Source organism: Nonomuraea sp. NPDC050383 (assembly GCF_044459125.1).
GTDB lineage: Bacteria > Actinomycetota > Actinomycetes > Streptosporangiales > Streptosporangiaceae > Nonomuraea.
Genome location: NZ_JBITIP010000001.1, coordinates 733572 through 756012, shown reverse-complemented (window position 1 = coordinate 756012; position 22441 = coordinate 733572). Strand labels below are relative to the sequence as shown.

Genomic DNA, 22441 nt, shown 5'->3' with positions numbered 1-22441 from the left:
GGCTCCGAGCAGGGGGAGATCATGCTGTCCACGCCCGTCGCCCGTACCGAACGCGTCCCGCCGCCCGTCAGGGGGCCGGCGGCCAAGCGGCGGAGCAGGTGGCCGGCGTGGGCGCTGGCGGGCGGCTGGGCGGCGCAGGTGCTGCTGCGGCTGTGGCTGTTCCGCTACCACACCGGCCCCGTCGCCAACCCCGACGAGACGGGTTACCTGGTCGCGGCCCGCTGGCTCGCCGGCGGCCACGGGGCGGACTTCACGGGTTCGACGTTCTACCAGGGCGGCTACGCGCTGCTGCTCGTGCCCGCGTACTGGGTGACCTCCGATCCCGTCGTGGTCTACCGGCTGGTGGTCGCGATCGGCTCGGTCGCGGCGGCCACGGCGTTCCCGCTGGCGTACCTGGTGCTGCGGCGGCTGGCGCTCGGGCGGCCCGAGGCGGTGGCGCTGGCGTTCGTGGCGGGGCTGTCTCCGGCGCTGCTGCTGTTCTCGGGGCTGGCGCTGGCGGACGCGGTGCTGCCGACGCTCGTGCTCGGCTGGCTGCTGGCCACGCACGACCTGGCGCGCACCGGGTCCCTCCGGAGCGCGGTGCTGGCGGGCGTGCCGGCGGGGTTCGCGGCGGCGGTGCACCTGCGGGGCGCGGTGATCCTGGCCGTGTACGTCGTGACGGTGGCGGCGCTCCTGGTGATCCGCCGGTCCGACGGAGGGGGCAGGCGGCTTGCGCCGCGGGCCGGGCTCGTCGCCTGGGGTGCCGGCGGGCTGGTCGCGGCGGCGGGGGCGGCGCTCAACGGCAGGCTGGCCTCGGCGGTGTACCCGGGGGGCGCCCGCGACCTGTCCCACCTGCTGGTGTCGCGTCTCACCACCCTCGACGGCCAGGCGTGGGCGCTCTCGGGGGCCGCCGGCCAGCTCTGGTACCTGATCGCCGGCACCTGGGGCCTCGCGGGCCTCGGCCTGGCCGCGGCGGCCTTCCACCTGTTACGGCGGGGCGGTCCGTCCGCCCGCCGCGTCCTGGCGGGCACGCTGCTGGCGGCCACCCTGGGAGTGGCGTACGCGTCCTCGGCGGCGCTGCCGGACGAGCACCGGGTGGGCAACTACGCCTACGGCCGGTACCTGGCGTGCGTCGCGGTGGTGTGGACGCTGGTGGGCCTGGCCGTCCTGGCGCGGGCGGTCCGCGCCGCCGCCCTCCGCCGCACCGTGCCGGGTCCGCGGGCCGTCCGGGCGGTGGCGGTGTACGCGGGCGCGGCCGCCGCGCTGATGGCCGTGAGCGGGGCGGTGGCGGCCTGGTACGCGGGTGACCGTCTCAGGCGGTACGCGTTCATCGCGTTCGACTTCCCGGAGGTCTCGTTCCTCAGCCGTACCTGGGACTCCCTCGACATGGCGCGGGCCTCGGCGGCGGCCCTCGGGCTGCTGGCCTGCCTGGTCCTGGCCGCCGGCCTGTCCGCACTGTCCGCCGGTGGCCGGGGGCGGGGGCGGTGGCTGTGGCGGGTGGCGCCACTCGTGGTCGTGCTGGCCGCCGTGAACGTCGCCTTCGCCGCCGGTCTCGCCCCAAGGGCCGCCCCGCCCGCCGGCCCCGACTGGCTGCCCGCGCCACCGCCCCCCGGCAGGGTGGCCGTGGACAGCAGGGTGCGGTGGAACGTCCGGGTGCCCCTGACGTACCGGGTGTGGTGGACCCGGCTGGAGTCGTACGACGGAGCCCGCCAGGAGCCGCCCGCCGGCGCCTGCACGGCCGTGGTGCCCCCCGACGCGGGCGCCCCTCCGCGGGGCTGGACCGCCACGGGCCTGGGCGGGGCGCGCCAGGGCTGGACGAGCTGGTCCCGCCCCGGCTGCCCGCGGGGCGTCAGGCCGGGCGGGTCAGCGTCAGGAGCCCGCCCGTGGGCACCGTGAGCTCGTGCGCCCCGGCCGTCAGCTCCACCGTCCGCTCGCTCACCACGCGCCCCCGGCAGTCCCGCACCACGGCGAGCGCCGCGCCCCCGGCGTCCGTCACGCGGAGCAGCACGTCGGGCGAGTCGTCCGCGTTGGCCAGCAGCAGCGTGCCCGTCTCCGGCACCCGCACCGGCAGCGGCGCGTAGCGGGCGGTGACGACCACGCCGTCGCCCCGCGCCGTGACCTGCGGATACATCAGGTCCGGCCGGGCCGGCTCGAACGAGCCCTCCTGCAGCACGTCCGCGTGCCGCCTGACGAACCCGAGCCAGAAGCGCAGCACGTCGAGCTGCTCCGGCGTCTGCGCCGTGAGGTCCACGGAGATCTGCGGCACGGCGAACAGCGCGTTGACGAGCTGCGCCGCGACCCTCTCCGGCGACTCCGACGGGTGCCACATCATCATGTCCGCGTGGACGGCCAGCGGTCCCGCGATCAGCCGCAGGTCCACGGTGCGCTGCCGGTTGTGGGCGGGGCTGAGCGGGCAGTCGGAGGCGCGCACCATCGTCGCGTACGGCCACAGCCCCGGGCTCACGTACGGCTGGCGCAGCTCCACGAGGCAGTCGCGCGGCAGCATGGCCAGCAGCCTGCGCACCCCTTCGTTGACCGTCGCGCAGTCGGCGCCCGGCGCCGGCTCGGGCGGGTCCTCCACGGCGAACTGGTCGATGAAGTCGATCTTCAGTCCGTCGACGCCCCACTCCTCGACCGCCCGGGTCAGATGCCCGGCCAGCAGCTCGCGCACGTACGGGTGGCGCGGGTCGACGACGGCCGCGTCCATGTGCTCCTTGTAGGCCAGCGTGTACGGCTGGACCCGCTCCCACAGCGCCGTGTGCCGCCCCACGAACGGCAGCGCGTACCACAGCAGGTACGCCTGCCCGGAGTCACGCACCCGGGCGACGTGCCCCGCGAAGTCGGGGAACGCGGCGGGCGACGGCTCCCACTCGCCGGCGTACCCGTAGCCGCGGCCCCGGTCGTCGCTGTGCCAGCCGTCGTCCACGATGACCGCCTCGCAGCCCAGCGCGGCGGAGGCGGCGGCCTGCCGCTCCACGCCGTCGGCGTCCACGTGCTGCTGCATGGCGTACCAGGTGGAGTAGGCGGGCATGCGCGCCGCCCGGGGCACGGGGGCGGCGCGGCCGGCCCCCCACCAGGCGGCGACGTCCGCGAGCGTGCGGGCGAAGTGCCGCCCGCTGACGTCCAGCCGCAGCACCACCCCCGCGTCCGGCGAGGCGTCGTGCTCGACCCAGAACCCGAACTCCCCGGTCTCCTCCACGACCCCGGTGCGCGTGCGCACCGGCTTGACGACCTCGCCCGCCGCGTACGTGCACACCGACACATCGCCGGCGCCGACGAGGCAGCCGACGGGCGCGTTCCGCTCCAGCGCGGCGATGCGCGGCCGGCGCCAGAACGGCGGGAGCCCCCGGTGCTCGCCCCCGTCGGCCGCCCAGAACGCGGTCACGTCCACGCACGGCAACCGCCAGCCGACCCGTACGGTCGCCGGCCGGTCGGGCACGACCGTGATCTCGGCCACGCCCGGCGGTCCCGGGACGACGGTCCACGAGAGCGAGGCGGCGGCCATGGCGTCCAGCACGATCCCGGCGCCGCCGGCGGCGGTCAGGCCGGTCGGCACGCGCTCCTCGCGGATCGGCGCGAACGCCTCGTCGTGGGGCTGCCAGATGCCGGGGGCCAGGCTCACGGCCGCTCCCGCGTCGGTCGCTCCTGCGTCACGGCTCCTCCTGCGTCCCGGTGGGTCCTGTGTCACGGTCGGCCTGTGTCACAGCTGGCCCTGCGTCCCGGTCGGTCCTGCGTCCCGGTCGGTCCTGCGCCACGGTCGGTCCTGTGTCACGGCTGGCCCTGGAGGGTGAACAGGGACTGGATGGCGACGGCGGCCGCGCCGCGGGCCCACTGCTCGAACGGGCGGGGCCGCAGGACGAGCCGGCACTCGGCGGCGGCGCCGAACGCCTGGCCGGTGAAGCCCCGCCGGATCTGCTCCTCGAACAGGTCGTAGGCCGCCAGCCCCTGCACGTCCCCGGTCACGATGATCCGCTCGGGGCCGACGAGGTTGGCCATGGCGGCCACGGCCAGGCCGATGGCGTGCCCGGCGCGGGCGAACACCTCGCGCGCCGCGGGGTCGCCGGCGTGGGCCAGCTCGATCGCGCCGTCGACGGTGAGCGCGGCGTCGCCGGTCGCGGACCTGACGGCCGCCAGGATGGGCGCGGTCCCGGCGATGGCCTCGACGCAGCCCCGCCCGCCGCAGTGGCACGCGGGCTCGTCACCGCCGACCGGCACGTGGCCGATCTCACCCGCGACGCCGTGCGACCCGGCCACCACGCGGTCGTTGACCACCAGTCCGCACCCTATGCCGGCCCCCACCGTGACCAGGGCGAACGACGACGCCCCGAGGCCCTCGCCGAACCACTGCTCGGCCACGGTGAGCGACTTGACGTCGTTCTCGACGGTCACTGTCAGGCCGGTGGCCTCGGCGGCCATCCGGGCCAGCGGCACCTGGCGCCAGGTGAGGAACGGCGAGTAGCGCACCACGCCGTGGGCCTTGTCGACGTCGCCGGACACGGCCAGGCCGAGCCTGTGGCACCGCTCCCGGTAGGCGGGGCGGACGTCGAGCAGCTCGGACACCAGCGCGGCGATCTCGGCCACCACCTCCTCGGCGGACGCCGTGCGCAGGGGCCGGCGGGCCGACTCCATGACCTGGGCGCGCAGGTCGGTGACCACGCCGATGAGCTCGTCGTCAGTGATCTTCACCCCGGCGAAGAACTGCCGGTCGGGCCTGATGGCCAGCGGGCTCGCCGGCCGGCCCGCGCCGGGGCCGGGCCGCTCGGTCGCCTGGAGCTCCTCCAGGTAGCCCGCCTCGATGAACGGGCGGGCGGCCTTGGTGACCGCGGCGGACGACAGGCCGGTCCGCCGGGCGATCTCCACACGGGACACCGGCCCCTGCGTGAGGACCATGGTGAACACGGTGGCCGACGCGGGGGTGGTGAGCGGTGCGAGCATGAGGCAAATTAACTTCGTTAGGAAAGGAATTGTCAAGCTCGCGGCATCCGCCTCCACGCCGCCCTGGTGGGGTCCTCGGACCCGGCGGCCGAACGGGTGTCACGGTGCGGCCGCGGGCGGGTGTCAGCCCAGCGAGCGCAGGCCGCGGAGGGTGATCTCGGTGGCGACCAGGGCCGCGTCCAGCGCCTGGTCCATGGACTCGCCCCGCTCGACGCTGGCCATGACCGCCAGCTTGGCCGCGCCCGCGAACGCTCCCACCGCCGCGGCGGCCTCCACCGGGCTCAGCCGCCCGCGGTAGGACTCGTGGAGCGCCCGCGCCAGCCGGAGCTGGCTGGTGTAGAGCAGGTGGAGGGCGCGCGCCTGGAGGGCCGGGACCGTCATCATGAGCCGGATCCGCAGCGGCATCTCCTCCACGGCGTAGTTCTCGTCCCCGGCGGCGTGGGCCAGCGCGTCCCGCGCGATCCGCGTCAGCAGGTCGGGCAGCGGCTCGTCCGGCGCCCGGCTCCGCACGAGCGCGGCCGTGCGCTCCATGCGGCTCTCCATGTCGTGGAAGATCACGTCCTCCTTGCTCGCGAAGTAGCTGAAGAACGTGCGCGTCGACACGTCGGCCTCCGCCGCGATCTCCGCGAGCGTGGTCTCCTCGTAGCCCTTCTCGGCGAACAGCCGGAGCGCGGCCTCGATCAGCGCCCGGCGCGTGCGCTGCTTCTTGCGCTCCCGGATTCCCGCCATGGCGGAACTGTACTGCACGCATTTTAGTTTTTCATCCGTTGAAAGTTTGCATTCGCTGATGTTTTGTGGAAGGTGACCCGGAAGGAGTCCACAGATGTCCGAGCTGACCATGTCCACCGACCGCGAACGCCCCTTCGACCCTCCCGACCGCCTCACCGAGCTGGGCGGGGAGGCGCCTCTCCATCCGCTGACGTTCGCCGACGGCCACGAGGGCTGGCTGGCCACGGGCTACACCGCTGTGCGCGCCGTCCTCGCCGACCCCCGCTTCAGCAACCGGCCCGAGCACATCCACCCCACCATCCCGGCCCGCGCGGCCGTCGCCAAGGAGCTGCGGGAGAAGGCGTTCGTGCCGCCCGGGTTCTTCCTGCGCATGGACGCGCCCGAGCACACCCGCTACCGCAAGCTGCTCACCGGCCAGTTCACCGTCCGCCGGATGAAGCAGCTCGAACCCCGCATCGAGGAGATCACCCACGCCCGCCTCGACGCCATGGAGGCCGCGGGCAAGCCCGCCGACCTGGTCGAGCAGTTCGCCCTGCCCATCCCGTCGCTGGTGATCTGCGAGCTGCTCGGCGTGCCGTACGAGGACAGGGAGCGCTTCCAGCGCGACTCGAAGGCGCTGCTCGCCCTGGAGAGCGGGGCGGCGGAGGTCATGGACGCCATGACCAGCATGACCTCCTACCTCGGCGAGCTCATCCGGCGCAGGCGCGCCGAGCCGCGCGACGACCTGATCAGCGGCCTCGCCCAGGGCGGGGAGCTGGCCGACGACGAGCTGACCGGCGTCGCGTTCCTGCTGCTCGTGGCGGGGCACGAGACGACCGCCAACATGCTCGGGCTCGGCACGTACGCGCTGCTGCGCAACCCGGACCAGCTCGCCGCCATGCGCGACGACCCCTCCGTGGTGGACAACGGCGTCGAGGAGCTGCTGCGCTACCTCACGATCATCCACATCGGCCCGATCCGCACCGCGCTGGAGGACGTCGAGGTCGAGGGCGTCGCCATCGCGAAGGGCCAGTCGGTCGCCCTGTCCCTGCCGGTCGCCAACCGCGACTCCGCCCGCTTCCCCGGCGGGGATACGCTCGACGTGACTCGGCCCGCCGGCGGCCACCTGACCTTCGGGCACGGCATCCACCAGTGCCTCGGGCAGCAGCTCGCCCGGATCGAGATGCGCATCGGCTACCGGGCGCTGCTGCGCCGCTTCCCCGGGCTGCGCCTGGCCGTGCCGCCGGAGGAGGTGCCGATGCGGACGGACATGAGCATCTACGGGGTGCACCGCCTCCCCGTCACGTGGTAGGGAGATCATCATGGAGATCAAGGCAGACACGACCGTGTGCATCGGGGCGGGCATGTGCGCGCTCACGGTGCCCCAGGTCTTCGACCAGAGCGACGAGGACGGCACGGTGGTCCTCCTGGAGACGGCGCCCCCCGAGGAGCTGGAGGAGGCGGTCAGGCGCGCGGTGACCCTGTGCCCGTCGGGAGCGCTGTCGGTCACCTCCTGACGCCGCGCGAGGGGTGCGTCGGGAGTCCCTTTCCGACACGCCGATCGAACCTGTGTTCTGAAACGGGTTGACACCGAGGGTGATCGAAATTATGTTCGACGTAGTGGCGTGAGGCTCGCGGCTCACGTCGAAGGACCTGGTCGCGGGCCACGCTTCCCCCAAGCGGGACCCGCGGTCAGGCTCCACGGGCGAAGGGCGTGTCCTCGTCGTCGGCGGAGACGAGTCGGGGCGCGTCCTGGCCGGACGGGGAGAGGGGAAGCTTCTCGTCCGGCCCGCCCGGCGGAATTGTCGGTGGCGCCTGCGATTCTGGCTTCACCGGTGGTGACGCCGGCAGCCGCCCACGACCCCAAGGAGGCGTGCACATGGCACCACGGTCAAGAGACCCGCAGGGTCCCAGGCTGTCGCCCGCCGTTCGGGCGCACCTGACGGATTCCCGTTCCTGCCTGGCGGAGGCGACGGTCGCGCGCACCCCGGCATCCCGATATGTGGCAGCACACCTGGCGGCGCTCCGAGCGGCCGCCGCGATCCTGGCCGCCCGGCCCCGGCCGATGGAGGGCCGCAGGCGCCGCCTGCGCAGCGCGTGGGAGCTGCTGCCCGAGGCGGAGCCCGAGCTCGCCGAGTGGGCCGCCTACTTCGAGGTGAGCGCCGCCAAGCGCGCCGCCGCCGAGGCGGGCATGGTCCGCGGCGTCTCCGCGGCCGACGCCGACGAGCTGCTGTCCGAGGCCGACACCTTTGTGACGCGAGTGGAGGAGATCCTGGGGGTCCCTACCCAACCCCAGTTGCCCGTCGACGTTCCTTTGGCCGGGTGACCCGCCGCCGCACCCCACCACCCCAGGGCCCGACCCTCTTCTAGCGCCCCTCTCGACCGGGCGCGCGCAGCATCCCGGTCAGACGGCGAGCCACGCCCCCTCGCGGCACGCGTCGCCTCGCCCGGTCACCTCCGGGGCCCCTCACGCGCGTCGGACGATTCCTCCCCACGCCCGCGTTGGCGCCGAGCTTGCCGGAGTGCTGCGAACGAGAAGCGTCACAGCGGGTCCCCCTCGCCCCGAGCCGGCACACGGCCCCCGCACCGCCGCCCTCGAAGCGCAGCGGCCCACCCGCACGCGGTCTCCCGGTGGCCAGCCCAGGAGCGCCTGCGGCCCTACCCGCACTTAGCCTCCCGGTGCCCAGCCCAGGAGCGCCTGCGGCCCTACTCGCACGCGACCTCCCGGCCCGCCCCGAAGCGCCTGCGGCCCCACGCGCCCGCGCCAAGCGCCACCCGGCCCGCACGCGGCTTCCCCGCGTACGCCCGAAGGCCAGGCAGTCCGCACGCGGCTTCCACGCGCCCGCCCCCGAGGTGCACCCGGCCCGCACGCGCATGCCGGAAGCCCAAGCAGCCCGCACGCGGCTTCCCCGCGCACGCGGCCTCCCCGTGCACGCCGAGCGCGCGGCCCCACTCCAGTGCACGCCAGGAACTGCCCGCTCCCCCGAAGCGCAGGCGGCCCTAGAAGCGCAGGGGCCCGAAGCGCTCGCGGCCGTACGTCAGAACTGGGGCCGGACACGCCTGAGGGGCGCGCAGTGCGGTGCGCGCCCCTCAGGTGAGAACATCGCCCCCGGAACGGGAGCCGACCTCGCGGGAGCCGGTGAGGCCAGGTGCCGGTGGGGCCGGGCCCGGGTCCGGCGGGGTCAGAACGACTCGACCGCCCGGCGGGCCTCCGCGTCGAGGACACCCCAGCTGATGAGCTCCTCCGTCAGCTCGCTGGGCGACTTGTCATAGATCACGGCCAGGGAGCGCAGATCCTCCTGGCGGATCGACAGCACCTTGCCGTTGTAGTCGCCACGCTGGCTCTGGATGGTGGCGGCGTAGCGGGCGAGCGCTCCGGCCTTCTCCTTGGGCAGCGTGGCCAGCCGCTCCAGGTCGATCACAAGCTTCGGGGTCGGCCCGAGCGGGCTGGGCGCGGCACCGCCCGGCAGGAGCTCGGAGACGGGCACCCCGTAGAAGTCGGCAAGCTCGGCAAGCTTCTGCACCGTGACCGCGCGGTCGCCACGCTCGTACGAGCCCACGACCACGGCCTTCCACCTGCCACGCGACTTCTCCTCGACCCCGTGCAGGGACAGACCCTGCTGGGTGCGGATGGCGCGCAGTCGTGCACCCAGCGACTTCGCGTACTCAGACGGCATCGTGTGGCCCCCCGGCTCTCGTATGTATCGCTATCAGTAGATTGTGCTCCCTCGCGGTGAACGCCGAAGCCACCGGGGGTCTGGTGCCGAATACGGCACCATCGGTAGCCATGGCCTTGGGTTTACCCCCAAAACGCCGCGAGGTGTGGTTACGCACAGTGACGGTAAAGGGGAGGACGCCTAAGGTCAAGCTGATTGGAAAAAAGATGCCGAATCCGATCCGGGAGGCTACGCCACATTAGTCCCAGTTGTCCCGACAATAACGGTACTTCGTCACGATTTGTCGAGTACGAGATTTCCGTTTCACGGCTGCCGAGTGAGGATCATCACAGGGCACGTGGCCGCCCGGACGATCTTGACGGAGGTGTCACCGAGGAAGACGCGGCGCAGCGGCCCACCCGTGCTCGACGCGCACAGGAGCAGCTCCCCGCTCACCCAGGACGCGGTGGCGAGCGCCTGGCCCACGTTCCGCCCCTCCAGCACCTCGACCTCCACCTCCAGCCGCCGCCGGTGCCCCCGGGCCGCCGCCCTGAGGTCGGCCGCCGTCTGGTCGCGCAGCCGTTCGAGCATCCGCTCCTCGACCTCGACCCGCCTGCCGCTGCTGACGACCAGCGTCACCAGCCGCAGCGGCACCTCCAGGGCGGCCGCCGCCCGGGCGGCCGAGACGACCGCCGCGTCGGCGGACGGGCCGCGCCGGTAGGCGACCGTGATGCGCTCGAAGGCGCCCGGCGGCTCGTCCGCGAAGCCGCGCGGGGCCAGCAGCACCGGCACCGAGGAGGAGTGCAGCAGCTGGTCGGCGGTGCTGCCGATCTCGATGCGGCCCTTGCCGCCGCCCGGCGCCGAGCCGATCACGACGACGTCCGCCCCGCGCCTGCGGGCCAGCTCCACCAGCCCGCGCCCGCTGCCCTTGTGCATGTGGATCACGTAGTCGGCGTCGTCGCCCACGATCTGCCGGGCCTGGGTGAGCGTGCTCTCGGCCTGCTCCTCCAGGTAGGTGCGCCAGGCGGTCTCCTCCGCCCGCGCCGGCCCGGGCGTGGTCCAGGCCGGCGGCTGCACGGCCGCCACCGTCAGGCGCGCCCCGGTCTGCTTGGCCAGGAGCGCCGCCAGGACGATCCCGTCGCGGCCCCTCGGCTCGGGAATGGCTCCGGCGAGAATGTTGTCGAACCGCATCAGACCACCTCGGCGTTCAGCCGCGACTTGCGGAAGCCGTACAGGAAGTATCCGGCCAGGCCGGCCAGCATCCACAGCCCGAACGCGATCCACGTGACGCCCGCGAGCCCGGCCATCACGATGGCGCAGAAGATCGCCCCGAGCACCGGCGTGACCGGGAAGAGTGGCGTGCGGAAGCTGCGGGGCAGCTCGGGGCTGCGGTAGCGGAGGACGAGGACGCCCACGTTCACGATGAGGAACGCGAACAGCGTGCCGATGCTGGTGGCCTCCGCGAGCTGCCCGAGCGGGACGAACCCGGCGAGCACCGAGATGAACGCCGCGACGATCAGCGTGTTGGCGACCGGCACCTGGTGGCGCGGGTTGACCTTCTGGAACACGTGGGGGATGAGCCCGTCACGGGACATGGCGAACAGGATGCGGGTCTGGCCGTAGATGACGGTCAGCACGACGCTGGCGATGGCGATGACCGCGCCGAAGGAGATGATGATCCCGGCCCAGGTGGAGCCGGTGGCGAGGTCGGCCACCTGCGCCAGGCTCGCCTCGGTGCTCTCCGGGTTGAACTGGGTCCACGGCATGGCCCCGACCGCGGCGGCGGCGACGAGCACGTACAGGACCGTCACGATGACCAGCGACAGGATGATCGCCAGCGGCAGGTCACGCCTGGGGTTCTTGGCCTCCTCGCCGGCCGTGGAGGCGGCGTCGAAGCCGATGTAGGAGAAGAACACCTGCGAGGCGGCGGCGGTGATGCCGGCCACGCCCAGCGGCGCGAACGGCGTGAAGTTGCGCGCCTCGAACGCCGAGAACGCCACCACGCAGAAGAACGCCAGCACGACGATCTTGATGATGACGAACACGGCGTTGGCCGTCGCGCTCTCGGAGGCCCCGTACAGCAGCACCCAGGTGGCGAGGACGACGATGAGGATGGCCGGCAGGTTGATGACGCCGCCGTCCTGGCCGGGCGAGCCGATGATCGCTGCGGGCAGCTGCCACCCGAACAGGCCGTGCAGGAACGAGTTGAGGTACTGCCCCCAGCCGACGGCCACCGCCGCCACCGAGACGGCGTACTCCAGCATGAGGCACCAGCCGCACACCCAGGCGATCAGCTCGCCCAGCGTCGCGTACGCGTAGGAGTAGGACGAGCCGGACACCGGGATGGTGCCGGCGAGTTCGGCGTACGACAGCGCCGAGAACAGGGCGGTGACGGCGGCGAGCACGAAGGACAGCACCACCGCCGGACCGGCCTTGGGCACGGCCTGGCCGAGGATGACGAAGATGCCCGTGCCGAGCGTGGCGCCGACGCTGAAGAGCGTGAGCTGCCACAGGGACATGGTGCGGCGCAGCTCGCCGCCCTCGCCCCGGCCGCCCTCCGCGACGATCTGCGCGGTCGGCTTGGTGCGGAAGAGCCGTTGGGCCAGTGTCACCGGGAGCCTCCTTCGGACCTAGAGCCGGGCCTGGAGCCGCGCCTAGAGCGTGCTCGTCAGGGGCCAGCGGGCGTTGGGCGTGACGATGGTGCCCGCGGAGCCCTCCAGGATCTGCTCCGCCTGGTCGAGCCGGCCGATGGCGGCCATGTCGCCCGTCGTCTCGACGAACCGGCACACGGCCTCGACCTTCGGCCCCATGGAGCCGGCCGGGAAGTCGAGGGCGCGCAGCTCGTGGGGGGTGGTGTGGCCGATCTCGCTCTGCCCGGGGGTGCCGTAGCCGCGCATGACGCGCGGCACGTCGGTGAGGATGAGGAACGCGTCGCACTCGAGCGCCTCGGCCAGCATCGAGGCGGTCGCGTCCTTGTCGATGACGGCCTCGACGCCCGACAGCCGGCCGTGCTCGTCGCGGATGACCGGCACGCCGCCGCCGCCCGCGCAGATCACGACGACCTCCTCGCGCAGCAGCCGGCGGATGAGCCGGGTCTCCACGACCCGCTGCGGCGCGGGGGAGGGGACGACGCGCCGCCAGTAGTCGCCGTCCTGCTTGACGGTCCAGCCGTACTCGGCGGCCAGCTTCCCCGCCTTCTCGCGGTCGTAGACCTGGCCGACGAACTTGGTCGGGTCGTCGAAGGCCGGGTCGACCGCCGACACCAGCGTCTGCGTGACCATGGCGAGGACCTGGCGGCCGGGCAGCGCGTTCTGCAGGGCCTGCAGCATCCAGTAGCCGATCATCCCCTGGGTCTGCGCGCCGAGCGCGTCGAAGGGGTACGGCCTGGTCAGGTGCTGGTCGGCGGCGCTCTCCAGGGCGAGCAGGCCGATCTGGGGGCCGTTCCCGTGCGTGATGACCAGCTCGTGCCGCTCGGCCAGCTTGGCCAGCGTCCGCACGGACGAAGCCACGTTGGCGACCTGCGTGTGCGCGTCCGGCTGCTGCTGCCGCTGGAGCACCGCGTTGCCGCCCAGCGCGACGATGACCCGCATACGGTCCCTCCCCATCCCACCGAAGAAGCAGTCCCGCTCGAAGAAGCAGTCCCGCTCAGATGCCGTCGCGCTCGATCGGGCAGCTCATGCAGCGGGGGCCGCCGCGGCCCCGGCCGAGCTCGCTGCCGGGGATCGTGATGACCTCGATGCCGTTGTCGCGCAGGAAGTTGTTGGTCGTGGTGTTGCGCTCGTAGGCGATGACCACGCCGGGCTCGACGGCCAGCGCGTTGCAGCCGTCGTCCCACTGCTCGCGCTCGGCGGCGTAGACGTCCTGCGTGGGCGTGAGCACCTCGATGTCGTCGAGGCCCAGCGCGCGGCCGATGGCGCGGTGCATGTCCTCGGGCGGATGGTCGGTGACCTTCAGCTCCTTCTCGGTGTCGCCCGGCTCGATCGTGTACGACGGCAGCATGCCGAGCCCGGCGTACTTGGTGAACACGCCCACGTCCACCATGGTCATGACGGTGTCGAGGTGCATGAAGGCGCGCGCCTTCGGCATGTCCAGCGCCACGATCGTGCGCACCGACCCGGCCTGGAACAGCCGCTGCGCGAACATCTCGACGGCCTGCGGCCGGGTGCGCTCGCTCATCCCGACGAGCACGGCGCCGCGGCCGATGACGAGCACGTCCCCGCCCTCCAGCGTGGCCGGCGCGATCGCGTGGCCGGGCAGCCAGACGTGGAAGCCGCCCTTCTGCGGCTTGCCGAAACCGTCGGCGAACGTGGGATGGAACTGGTAGACGGCCTCCATGTTCACGGTCTCGCGCATGCGGGCCTTCTTGCGCATCGCGTTGATGGAGACGCCGTCGTACACCCAGCAGGAGGTGTCGCGGGTGAACAGGTGGTTGGGCAGCGGGGGCAGGACGAAGCCGTCGTCGGGGAGCGCGTGGTAGGCCACCGACTTGGGGTCGCAGTCCAGCTCCGCCAGCTCCCGCTTGGTGATGCCGCCCGTCAGGTACGTCTGCAGGGTCTCGGAGTCCATCGCGTCGAGCGTGTTGCGCACGTCGTCCACCGCCAGCGGGCCCATGAACCGCTCGTCCACGATCGCGTCGAGGATGTGCTTGCGCGCCTCGGGGATCTCGACGGTCTCCCGCAACAGGTCGGCCAGGATGTGCACCTCGACGCCGCGGCTGCGCAGCGCCCGCTGGAACTCCTCGTGCTCCTCCATCGCCCGCTGCACCCACAGGACGTCGTCGAACAGGAAATCGTCCTTGTTGGTGGGCGTGAGCCGCTTGAGGGCCAGGTCCGGCTTGTGCAACAGGACCTGGCGGAGCCTGCCCACCTCGGAATCGACATGGAACGTCATTGTCTGTCTATCCCCCGAGGAGCGCGTGTCACGCGGGCGGGGTCCCCCCGTTGTGGCTGGTAGCCCCTGGTACTGTGAGTGCGACCAACACCCTTTAAGACCCGTCCCGTGAGGCGGGAAAGGTGGTGAATCTCCCATGTCCGAATCCAGGGCCGTCCTCGAGGGCCCGGACATCCATCGGGCGCTGACCCGCATCGCGCACGAGATCCTCGAGCGCACCAAGGGCGCCGGCGAAGTCGTCCTCCTCGGCATCCCGACCCGCGGCGCCACCCTGGCCCGCCGGCTCGGCGACCGCATCGAGCAGTTCGAAGGGGTCAAGATCCCCGTCGGCTCGATCGACATCACGATGTACCGCGACGACCTGCGGCTCAAGCCCGCCCGCCCGCTCGGCCACACCGAGCTGCCCCCCGACGGCGTCGACGGCAAGACCGTCGTGCTCGTCGACGACGTCCTCTACTCCGGCCGCACCGTGCGCGCCGCCCTCGACGCGCTCAACGACCTCGGCCGGCCGACCTCGGTGCAGCTCGCCACGCTGGTCGACCGGGGACACCGGGAGCTGCCGATCCGCGCCGACTACGTCGGCAAGAACCTGCCGACCGCGAAGAGCGAGAAGGTCAAGGTCTACCTGGAGGAGATCGACGGGCGCGAGGCCGTGCTGCTCATCAAGGAGGACGCCAAGTGAACCGCCACCTCATCTCCGCCGGCGACCTCACCAAGGACGACGCGCTGCTCATCCTCGACACCGCCGAGGAGCTGGCGAGGGTCTCGGAACGTTCCATCAAGAAGCTGCCCACGCTGCGCGGCCGCACGGTGGTCAACCTGTTCTTCGAGGACTCCACCCGTACGCGCATCTCGTTCGAGGCCGCGGCCAAGCGCCTGTCGGCCGACGTGATCAACTTCTCGGCCAAGGGGTCCAGCGTCTCCAAGGGCGAGTCGCTCAAGGACACCGCGCTCACCCTGGAGGCCATGGGCGCCGACGCGGTCGTCATCCGGCACGGCTCCTCGGGCGCGCCGCACCGTCTGGCCACCTGGGTGCGCGGCAGCGTCGTCAACGCCGGCGACGGCACCCACGAGCACCCCACGCAGGCGCTGCTCGACGCGTTCTCGATGCGCCGCCGCCTGGGCGGCCTCGACGGGCGCCGCATCACGATCGTCGGCGACGTCCTGCACAGCCGGGTCGCCCGCTCCAACGTGCTGCTGCTGGCCACGCTCGGCGCCGACGTCACGCTGGTCGCCCCGCCCACGCTGCTGCCGGTCTCGGTCGGCACCTGGCCGTGCGAGGTCTCCTACGACCTCGACGCGGTGCTGCCGAAGTCCGACGCGGTGATGATGCTGCGCGTGCAGAAGGAGCGGATGAACGCCGCCTACTTCCCGAGCGAGCGCGAGTACTCCCGCCGCTACGGCCTGGACCGCGACCGGTTCGCCAAGATGCCCGACGACGCCATCGTGATGCACCCCGGCCCGATGAACCGGGGCATGGAGATCGCCGCCGAGGTGGCCGACTCCCCGCGCTCGACCATCGTCGAGCAGGTCGCCAACGGTGTGACCATCCGCATGGCCGTCCTGTACCTGCTGCTCGGGGGAGAGATCGTTCCGTGAGTGAGCGCAGCGAACGAACCAATGGGCACAGCATCATCATGATCGTCGTGCCGACGAAGGAGGCTCGATGATCATCCAGAATGTGCGGGTTCTCGGCGGAGAGCCCGTGGACATCCGCGTCGAGGACGGCCTCATCGCCGAGATCGGCCCCGGCCTGACCGGCGGCGCCGGTGACGAGGTCGTCGACGGCGGCGGCGCGATCGCCCTGCCCGGCCTGGTGGACCTGCACACCCACCTGCGCGAGCCCGGCCGGGAGGACGCCGAGACGGTCCTGACCGGCACCCAGGCCGCCGCCCGCGGCGGCTACACCGCCGTCCACGCCATGGCCAACACCTCGCCCGTCGCCGACACCGCCGGCGTGGTCGAGCAGGTGTGGCGGCTCGGCCGCGAGCACGGCCACTGCGACGTGCAGCCGGTCGGCGCCGTCACCGTCGGCCTGGAGGGCCGGCAGCTCGCCGAGCTCGGCGCGATGGCCGACTCCGCGGCCCAGGTCCGCGTCTTCTCCGACGACGGCAAGTGCGTCAGCGACGCCGTGCTCATGCGGCGCGCCCTGGAGTACGTCAAGGCGTTCGACGGCGTCGTCGCCCAGCACGCCCAGGAGCCGCGGCTGACCGAGGGCGCCCAGATGAACGAGGGCGTCGTCTCCGGCCGGCTCGGCCTGACCGGCTGGCCCGCGGTCGCGGAGGAGGCGATCATCGCCCGCGACTGCCTGCTGGCCGCGCACGTCGGCTCCCGCCTGCACGTGTGCCACGTCTCCACCGCCGGCTCGGTCGAGATCATCCGCTGGGCCAAGTCCAAGGGCTGGAACGTCACGGCCGAGGTGACCCCGCACCACCTGCTCCTCACCGACGACCTGGTCGAGGACTCCCCGGTGGGCGCCTACAACCCCATCTACAAGGTCAACCCGCCGCTGCGCACCCGCGCCGACGTGGAGGCGCTGCGGGCCGCGCTGGCCGACGGCACGATCGACGTCGTCGCCACCGACCACGCCCCCCACCCGGTCGAGGACAAGGAGACCGAGTGGTCGGCCGCGGCCATGGGCATGATCGGCCTGGAGACGGCGCTCAGCGTGGTCCAGGAGGCCATGGTCGACACCGGGCTGCTCGACTGGGCCGGCGTCGCGGACCGCATGTCGGCCGCCCCGGCGCGGATCGGCCGCCTGCCCGGCCACGGCCGTCCCCTGGCGGCTGGCGCCCCGGCCAACATCACCCTCTACGACCCGTCCGCCCGCACCCCGGTCGACCCGGCGGCCTACGCCTCCAAGAGCAGGAACACACCGTACGAGGGCATGACGCTGCCCGGCCGCGTGGTGGCGACGTTCCTGCGCGGTACGCCCACCGTCCTCGAAGGGAAGTTGACGTGACACAAGCGGTGCTCGTACTGGAAGACGGCCGCGTCTTCCACGGGACCCCCTACGGCGCCGAGGGCGAGACGTTCGGCGAGATGGTCTTCAACACCGGCATGACCGGCTACCAGGAGACCCTGACCGACCCGTCCTACCATCGGCAGATCGTCGCCATGACGGCCCCGCACATCGGCAACACCGGCGTCAACGACGAGGACCCCGAGTCGGGCCGCGTCTGGGTGGCCGGCTACGTCGTGCGCGAGCCGTCCCGCGTCGTCTCCAGCTGGCGGGCCAACCGCTCGCTCGACGACTACCTCAAGGAGCAGGGCGTCGTCGGCATCGCCATCACCGGCACCCGCGCCCTGACCCGCCACCTGCGCGAGCGCGGCGCCATGCGCGCCGGCATCTTCACCGCGCCGGCCGAGCCGGTGGAGGCGCTGGTCGAGCGCGTGCGCTCGGCGCCCGCCATGGAGGGCGCCGACCTGGCCGCCGAGGTGGCCACCGCCGAGCCGTACGTCGTGCCGGCCGTCGGCGTCAAGCGCTACACGGTCGCGGCCGTGGACCTCGGCATCAAGGGCATGACCCCGCACCGCATGGCCGAGCGCGGCTGCGAGGTGCACGTGCTGCCCGCCACCGCCACCGCCGAGCAGATCCTCGGCCTGCGGCCGGACGGCGTGTTCTTCTCCAACGGCCCCGGCGACCCGGCCACGGCCGACGTCGAGCCGCTGCGCGAGGTCCTGTCGAGCGGCACCCCGTTCTTCGGCATCTGCTTCGGCAACCAGCTGTTCGGCCGGGCCCTGGGCCTGTCCACGTACAAGCTGCGCTACGGCCACCGCGGGGTCAACCAGCCCGTCCAGGACGTCCGCACGGGCAAGGTGGAGATCTCCGCGCACAACCACGGGTTCGCCGTGGACGCGCCGCTCGACGGGCCCTTCGACACGCCGTTCGGCCAGGCCGAGGTCAGCCACGTCAATCTGAACGACCGCTGCGTCGAGGGCCTGCGGCTGCTCGACGGCCGCGCCTTCAGCGTCCAGTACCACCCGGAGGCGGCGGCCGGCCCCCACGACGCCGCCTATCTCTTCGACGAGTTCTGCGAGGTCATGAACCGTGCCCAAGCGTGAGGACATCAGGTCGGTCCTGGTGATCGGCTCCGGGCCGATCGTCATCGGGCAGGCGTGCGAGTTCGACTATTCCGGCACCCAGGCCTGCCGCGTGCTGCGGGCCGAGGGCTTCCGGGTGATCCTGGTCAACAGCAACCCCGCGACGATCATGACGGACCCGGAGTTCGCCGACGCCACCTACGTCGAGCCGATCACTCCCGAGTACGTCGAGAAGATCATCGCCAAGGAGCGGCCCGACGCGCTGCTGCCGACGCTGGGCGGCCAGACCGCGCTCAACACCGCGGTCGCGCTGCACGAGTCGGGCGTGCTGGAGCGCTACGAGGTCGAGCTGATCGGCGCGGACTTCGACGCCATCCAGGCCGGCGAGAACCGCGAGCGGTTCAAGGAGATCGTCGCCAAGGTCGCCCGCGAGCACGGCCTCAACGCCGAGTCGGCCCGCTCGGTCATCTGCCACACCATGGACGAGTGCCTGGCCGCCGTGGGCGAGCTGGGCTACCCGCTGGTGGTGCGGCCGTCGTTCACCATGGGCGGCGTCGGCTCCGGCTTCGCCTACGACGAGAGCGACCTGCGGCGCATCGCCGGCGCCGGCCTCGACGCGTCCCCGACCACCGAGGTGCTCCTGGAGGAGTCCATCCTCGGCTGGAAGGAGTACGAGCTGGAGGTCATGCGCGACAAGGCCGACAACGTCGTCATCGTGTGCTCCATCGAGAACATCGACCCGATGGGCGTCCACACCGGCGACAGCGTCACCGTCGCGCCCGCGCTGACCCTGACCGACCGCGAGTACCAGAACATGCGCGACGTGGCCATCGCGGTCATCCGCGAGGTCGGCGTCGACACCGGCGGCTGCAACATCCAGTTCGCGGTGGACCCGAGCACCGGCCGCATGATCGTCATCGAGATGAACCCGCGCGTGTCGCGCTCCTCCGCGCTGGCCTCCAAGGCGACCGGCTTCCCCATCGCGAAGATCGCCGCCAAGCTGGCCATCGGCTACACGCTCGACGAGATCCCCAACGACATCACCCGCGAGACCCCGGCCTCCTTCGAGCCGACCCTCGACTACATCGTGGTCAAGGTGCCGCGCTTCGCCTTCGAGAAGTTCCGCGGCGCCGACCGGACCCTGACCACCCACATGAAGTCGGTGGGCGAGGCCATGGCCATCGGCCGCTCCTTCCCCGAGGCGCTGCAGAAGGCGCTGCGGTCGCTGGAGAAGTCCGGATCGTCGTTCTCCTGGGCGCCCGGCGACGAGGTGGCGCCCAAGGAGGAGCTGCTGGCCGAGTGCCGCGTCCCGCACGACGGCCGGCTGCGCACCATGCAGCAGGCCATCCGGGCCGGCGCCACCGCCGAGGAGCTCTACGCGGCGACCAACGTCGACCCGTGGTTCATCGACCAGCTCTTCCTGCTGCACGAGGAGGCCGCCGCGCTCGGCGAGGCTCCCGAGCTGACCCCCGGCGTGCTGGAGCGGGCCAAGCGCCACGGCTTCAGCGACGCGCAGATCGGCGAGATCCGCGGCGTCGGCGAGGCCCGCGTGCGCGACCTGCGCCACGCCCTCGGCGTCCGGCCGGTCTACAACACGGTCGACACGTGCGCCGCCGAGTTCGCCGCCAAGACCCCGTACCTCTACTCCACCTACGACGAGGAGAGCGAGGTCCCGCCCGGCGAGCGGGAGAAGGTCATCATCCTCGGCTCCGGCCCCAACCGCATCGGGCAGGGCATCGAGTTCGACTACGCGTGCGTGCACGCCTCCTTCGAGCTGTCGCGGGCCGGGTTCGAGACCGTCATGGTCAACTGCAACCCGGAGACCGTCTCGACCGACTACGACACCTCCGACCGGCTCTACTTCGAGCCGCTCACCCTGGAGGACGTCCTGGAGGTCGTCCACGCCGAGCAGCAGACCGGCCCCGTCGTGGGCGTCATCGTGCAGCTCGGCGGGCAGACGCCGCTCGGCCTGGCCCAGGCGCTCAAGGACGCGGGCGTGCCCGTCGTCGGCACCACGCCCGAGTCGATCCACCTGGCCGAGGAGCGGGGCGCGTTCGGCCGCGTGCTGGCCGAGGCCGGGCTGCCCGCGCCCAAGCACGGCACCGCCACCACCGTCGCCGGGGCGCTGGCCGTGGCCGCCGAGATCGGCTACCCCGTGCTCGTGCGGCCCTCGTACGTGCTGGGCGGCGCCGGCATGGCCATCGTCTACGACGACGAGACGCTGAGCGGCTACATGGCGGCCCAGGAGGGCGGCCACCCGGTGCTGGTCGACAAGTTCCTCGACGAGGCCATCGAGATCGACGTGGACGCGCTGTACGACGGCGAGGAGCTCTACCTCGGCGGCGTCATGGAGCACATCGAGGAGGCCGGCATCCACTCCGGCGACTCGGCGTGCGCCCTGCCGCCCATCACGCTCGGCAGCCACGACATCAAGCGCATCCGCTCCGCCACCGAGGACATCGCCCGCGGCGTCGGCGTGCGCGGCCTGCTCAACGTCCAGTACGCGATGTCGGCCGGCGTCCTGTACGTCCTGGAGGCCAACCCGCGCGCCAGCCGTACCGTGCCGTTCGTGTCCAAGGCGACCGCGGTGCCGCTGGCCAAGGCGGCGGCCCGGGTGATGCTCGGCGCGTCCGTCGCCTCGCTGCGCGAGGAGGGCATGCTGCCCGCCACCGGCGACGGCGGCACGCTGCCGATGGAGGCGTCCATCGCGGTCAAGGAGGCGGTGCTGCCCTTCAACCGCTTCCGCGGCGTCGACATCGTGCTCGGGCCCGAGATGCGCTCCACCGGCGAGGTCATGGGCATCGACGAGTTCTTCGGCGTCGCCTACGCCAAGTCCCAGGCCGGCGCCTACGGCGAGCTGCCCACCAAGGGACGCGCGTTCGTGTCCGTGGCCAACCGCGACAAGCGTGCGATGATCTTCCCGGTGCGGGCGCTGGCCGACCTCGGCTTCGAGATCCTCGCCACCGAGGGCACGGCCGAGGTGCTGCGCCGCAACGGCGTCCATGCCAAGATCGTGCGCAAGCACAGCGAGGGGCCCGGGCCCGGAGGTGAGCCGACGATCGTGCAGTGCATCCTCGACGGCGAGGTCGACCTGATCGTCAACACGCCGTTCGGCAGCCCGGGACAGTCCGGCCCGCGCCTCGACGGCTACGACATCCGCACCGCCGCGGTGCTGCGCGGCGTCCCGTGCATCACCACGGTCGCGGGACTCGCGGCGGCCGCCGCGGGCATCCAGGCCATCGTGCGGGGCGATGTGGGCGTACGGTCCCTCCAGGAGCACGCGCAGGCGCTGCGGGGCTAGCACGGCCCCGGGGCGCCCCACGGGAGGTGAAGGAGACTGGCCGGCACTCCGGTGCAGGTGACGGGCACGGTGCTGACGACGCGCCGGGTCGACGCCTACCATGCGCTGACGGTGGTGGCGCCCGGCATCGCCGAGCGTCACCGGCCCGGCCACTTCGTGTCCGTCGCCGTGGGCGGGTCCCGCACGTCCATGATCACCCGGCGTGCCTTCACCGTCCACGACGTCAAGCCCGACTACGGCGGCACGGTGGAGCTCGTCTTCACCGTGCGCGGACCCGGCACGGCCTGGCTGGCCGAGCGGCGCGCCCGCGACACGCTCGACCTCGTCGGGCCGCTCGGGCGGCCGTTCCCGCTGCCGCGCGACCCGGTGCACTGCGTGCTCGTCGGCGACGAGTACGGCGCGGCGGTGCTGTTCCCGGTGGCCGACGCCCTCATGGAGCGCGGCTGCCGGGTCGACTTCCTGCTCGGCGGGGCGAGCGCCGACCGCGTGTTCGGCGCCATGCGGGCCCGGCGCATGGCCGCCACCACCACGCTCACGACCGAGGACGGCTCGCTCGGGCTGCGCGGCAGGGTCACCGACGCGCTGCCGTCGGTGATCGCCGACACCCGGGCCGACGCCGTCTACGCCTGCGGCCCCATGGACACGCTGCGGTCGGTCACGGCGGTGGCGATGGAGTTCGACATCCCGGTGCAGGTGGCGGTGGAGGAGTCGATGGCCTGCGGGATCGGGGTCTGCATGACGTGCGTGCTGCCGATCATCGGCGACGACGGGGTGACCCGGATGGTCCGCGCCTGCGCCGAGGGGCCGGTGTTCCGGGGGGAGCGGGTGCGGTTCGAGGACGTCGGAACGATCCCGTTCGACGCCCTGGGCGCGCCCGGAGGCGGTACGCGTCATGCCGTCTGACGCCTCGTGCACCCGCGGGCCGGGG

18 protein-coding genes are annotated in these 22441 nt (G+C 72.8%); 10 read left to right on the top strand and 8 right to left on the bottom strand.

What is annotated here, in order from left to right; all coding sequences use genetic code 11:
* Positions 1-21: 21 nt before the first annotated feature.
* A complete protein-coding gene (locus ACIBG4_RS03340) occupies positions 22-1875 on the top strand; it encodes an ArnT family glycosyltransferase (protein ID WP_397200456.1) in 1854 nt (617 codons plus the stop codon).
* Here the strand turns inward: ACIBG4_RS03340 and ACIBG4_RS03335 are convergent.
* The 3 genes from ACIBG4_RS03335 to ACIBG4_RS03325 all read right to left on the bottom strand — a co-directional run bounded on the left by ACIBG4_RS03335 (position 1829) and on the right by ACIBG4_RS03325 (position 5643).
* A complete protein-coding gene (locus ACIBG4_RS03335; protein WP_397200455.1) occupies positions 1829-3601 on the bottom strand; it encodes a glycoside hydrolase family 36 protein in 1773 nt (590 codons plus the stop codon). The two genes, ACIBG4_RS03340 and ACIBG4_RS03335, sit on opposite strands and share 47 nt — an antisense overlap.
* A 146-nt stretch (positions 3602-3747) precedes the next feature.
* Positions 3748-4914, bottom strand: a complete 1167-nt coding sequence (locus tag ACIBG4_RS03330) for an ROK family transcriptional regulator (protein WP_355447120.1) — start codon at positions 4912-4914, stop codon at positions 3748-3750.
* 123 nt (positions 4915-5037) lie between these two features.
* Positions 5038-5643, bottom strand: coding sequence for a TetR/AcrR family transcriptional regulator (locus tag ACIBG4_RS03325; protein WP_397200454.1), 606 nt, complete (start codon positions 5641-5643; stop codon positions 5038-5040).
* Between the two features lie 94 nt (positions 5644-5737).
* Between ACIBG4_RS03325 and ACIBG4_RS03320 the strand changes: the two genes are divergently transcribed.
* The 3 genes from ACIBG4_RS03320 to ACIBG4_RS03310 all read left to right on the top strand — a co-directional run bounded on the left by ACIBG4_RS03320 (position 5738) and on the right by ACIBG4_RS03310 (position 7948).
* The gene (locus ACIBG4_RS03320; protein ID WP_397200453.1) at positions 5738-6934 is read left to right on the top strand and encodes a cytochrome P450; all 1197 of its coding nucleotides are present in this window, start codon (positions 5738-5740) and stop codon (positions 6932-6934) included.
* A gap of 10 nt (positions 6935-6944) precedes the next feature.
* A complete protein-coding gene (locus ACIBG4_RS03315) occupies positions 6945-7139 on the top strand; it encodes a (4Fe-4S)-binding protein (RefSeq protein ID WP_357627670.1) in 195 nt (64 codons plus the stop codon).
* Positions 7140-7501: 362 nt separating this feature from the next.
* Positions 7502-7948: an SAV_6107 family HEPN domain-containing protein gene (locus tag ACIBG4_RS03310; RefSeq protein ID WP_355447126.1), complete on the top strand. Its 447-nt coding sequence runs from the start codon at positions 7502-7504 to the stop codon at positions 7946-7948.
* 856 nt (positions 7949-8804) lie between these two features.
* On the opposite strand, the gene ACIBG4_RS03305 is transcribed toward ACIBG4_RS03310, so the two are convergent.
* The 5 genes from ACIBG4_RS03305 to ACIBG4_RS03285 form a co-directional block, all read right to left on the bottom strand.
* Positions 8805-9299, bottom strand: coding sequence for a transcriptional regulator (locus ACIBG4_RS03305; RefSeq protein ID WP_026214021.1), 495 nt, complete (start codon positions 9297-9299; stop codon positions 8805-8807).
* Positions 9300-9602: 303 nt separating this feature from the next.
* On the bottom strand, positions 9603-10469 hold the full coding sequence (locus ACIBG4_RS03300; RefSeq protein WP_397200452.1) for a universal stress protein: 867 nt from the start codon (positions 10467-10469) through the stop codon (positions 9603-9605).
* On the bottom strand, positions 10469-11890 hold the full coding sequence (locus tag ACIBG4_RS03295) for an amino acid permease (protein ID WP_397200451.1): 1422 nt from the start codon (positions 11888-11890) through the stop codon (positions 10469-10471). Before ACIBG4_RS03295 ends, ACIBG4_RS03300 begins: the two co-directional genes overlap by 1 nt.
* A gap of 42 nt (positions 11891-11932) precedes the next feature.
* Positions 11933-12868 carry a carbamate kinase gene (gene arcC, locus ACIBG4_RS03290; RefSeq protein WP_397200450.1) on the bottom strand — a complete coding sequence of 312 codons (936 nt, stop codon included), beginning with the start codon at positions 12866-12868 and terminating at the stop codon, positions 11933-11935.
* A gap of 55 nt (positions 12869-12923) precedes the next feature.
* Positions 12924-14168 carry an arginine deiminase gene (locus tag ACIBG4_RS03285; protein ID WP_355447138.1) on the bottom strand — a complete coding sequence of 415 codons (1245 nt, stop codon included), beginning with the start codon at positions 14166-14168 and terminating at the stop codon, positions 12924-12926.
* Positions 14169-14304: 136 nt separating this feature from the next.
* Between ACIBG4_RS03285 and pyrR the strand changes: the two genes are divergently transcribed.
* The 6 genes from pyrR (at position 14305) to ACIBG4_RS03255 (ending at position 22416) form a co-directional block, all read left to right on the top strand.
* Positions 14305-14850, top strand: a complete 546-nt coding sequence (pyrR, locus tag ACIBG4_RS03280) for a bifunctional pyr operon transcriptional regulator/uracil phosphoribosyltransferase PyrR (protein WP_310714340.1) — start codon at positions 14305-14307, stop codon at positions 14848-14850.
* Positions 14847-15767 (top strand): aspartate carbamoyltransferase catalytic subunit, encoded by a 921-nt coding sequence (locus ACIBG4_RS03275; protein WP_397200449.1) that lies wholly within the window; start codon positions 14847-14849, stop codon positions 15765-15767. The genes pyrR and ACIBG4_RS03275 overlap by 4 nt, the downstream gene beginning before the upstream one ends.
* Positions 15768-15834: 67 nt before the next feature.
* On the top strand, positions 15835-17130 hold the full coding sequence (locus ACIBG4_RS03270; protein WP_397200447.1) for a dihydroorotase: 1296 nt from the start codon (positions 15835-15837) through the stop codon (positions 17128-17130).
* Entirely contained in the window at positions 17127-18233 is a 1107-nt protein-coding gene (gene carA / locus ACIBG4_RS03265; RefSeq protein WP_397200446.1) for a glutamine-hydrolyzing carbamoyl-phosphate synthase small subunit, read from the top strand. Before ACIBG4_RS03270 ends, carA begins: the two co-directional genes overlap by 4 nt.
* Entirely contained in the window at positions 18220-21513 is a 3294-nt protein-coding gene (gene carB, locus ACIBG4_RS03260) for a carbamoyl-phosphate synthase large subunit (protein ID WP_397200445.1), read from the top strand. Before carA ends, carB begins: the two co-directional genes overlap by 14 nt.
* Before the next feature lie 36 nt (positions 21514-21549).
* A complete protein-coding gene (locus ACIBG4_RS03255; protein ID WP_397200695.1) occupies positions 21550-22416 on the top strand; it encodes a dihydroorotate dehydrogenase electron transfer subunit in 867 nt (288 codons plus the stop codon).
* Positions 22417-22441 lie beyond the last annotated feature (25 nt).

Bases quoted from the DNA above. Each gene is read 5' to 3' on its own strand.
- ACIBG4_RS03340 (WP_397200456.1), top strand. From the start codon at position 22: ATGCTGTCCACGCCCGTCGCCCGTACCGAACGCGTCCCGCCGCCCGTC.
- ACIBG4_RS03330 (WP_355447120.1), bottom strand. From the start codon at position 4,914: ATGCTCGCACCGCTCACCACCCCCGCGTCGGCCACCGTGTTCACCATG.
- ACIBG4_RS03325 (WP_397200454.1), bottom strand. From the start codon at position 5,643: ATGGCGGGAATCCGGGAGCGCAAGAAGCAGCGCACGCGCCGGGCGCTG.
- ACIBG4_RS03320 (WP_397200453.1), top strand. From the start codon at position 5,738: ATGTCCGAGCTGACCATGTCCACCGACCGCGAACGCCCCTTCGACCCT.
- ACIBG4_RS03315 (WP_357627670.1), top strand. From the start codon at position 6,945: ATGGAGATCAAGGCAGACACGACCGTGTGCATCGGGGCGGGCATGTGC.
- ACIBG4_RS03310 (WP_355447126.1), top strand. From the start codon at position 7,502: ATGGCACCACGGTCAAGAGACCCGCAGGGTCCCAGGCTGTCGCCCGCC.
- ACIBG4_RS03305 (WP_026214021.1), bottom strand. From the start codon at position 9,299: ATGCCGTCTGAGTACGCGAAGTCGCTGGGTGCACGACTGCGCGCCATC.
- ACIBG4_RS03300 (WP_397200452.1), bottom strand. From the start codon at position 10,469: ATGCGGTTCGACAACATTCTCGCCGGAGCCATTCCCGAGCCGAGGGGC.
- arcC (WP_397200450.1), bottom strand. From the start codon at position 12,868: ATGCGGGTCATCGTCGCGCTGGGCGGCAACGCGGTGCTCCAGCGGCAG.
- ACIBG4_RS03285 (WP_355447138.1), bottom strand. From the start codon at position 14,168: ATGACGTTCCATGTCGATTCCGAGGTGGGCAGGCTCCGCCAGGTCCTG.
- pyrR (WP_310714340.1), top strand. From the start codon at position 14,305: ATGTCCGAATCCAGGGCCGTCCTCGAGGGCCCGGACATCCATCGGGCG.
- ACIBG4_RS03270 (WP_397200447.1), top strand. From the start codon at position 15,835: ATGATCATCCAGAATGTGCGGGTTCTCGGCGGAGAGCCCGTGGACATC.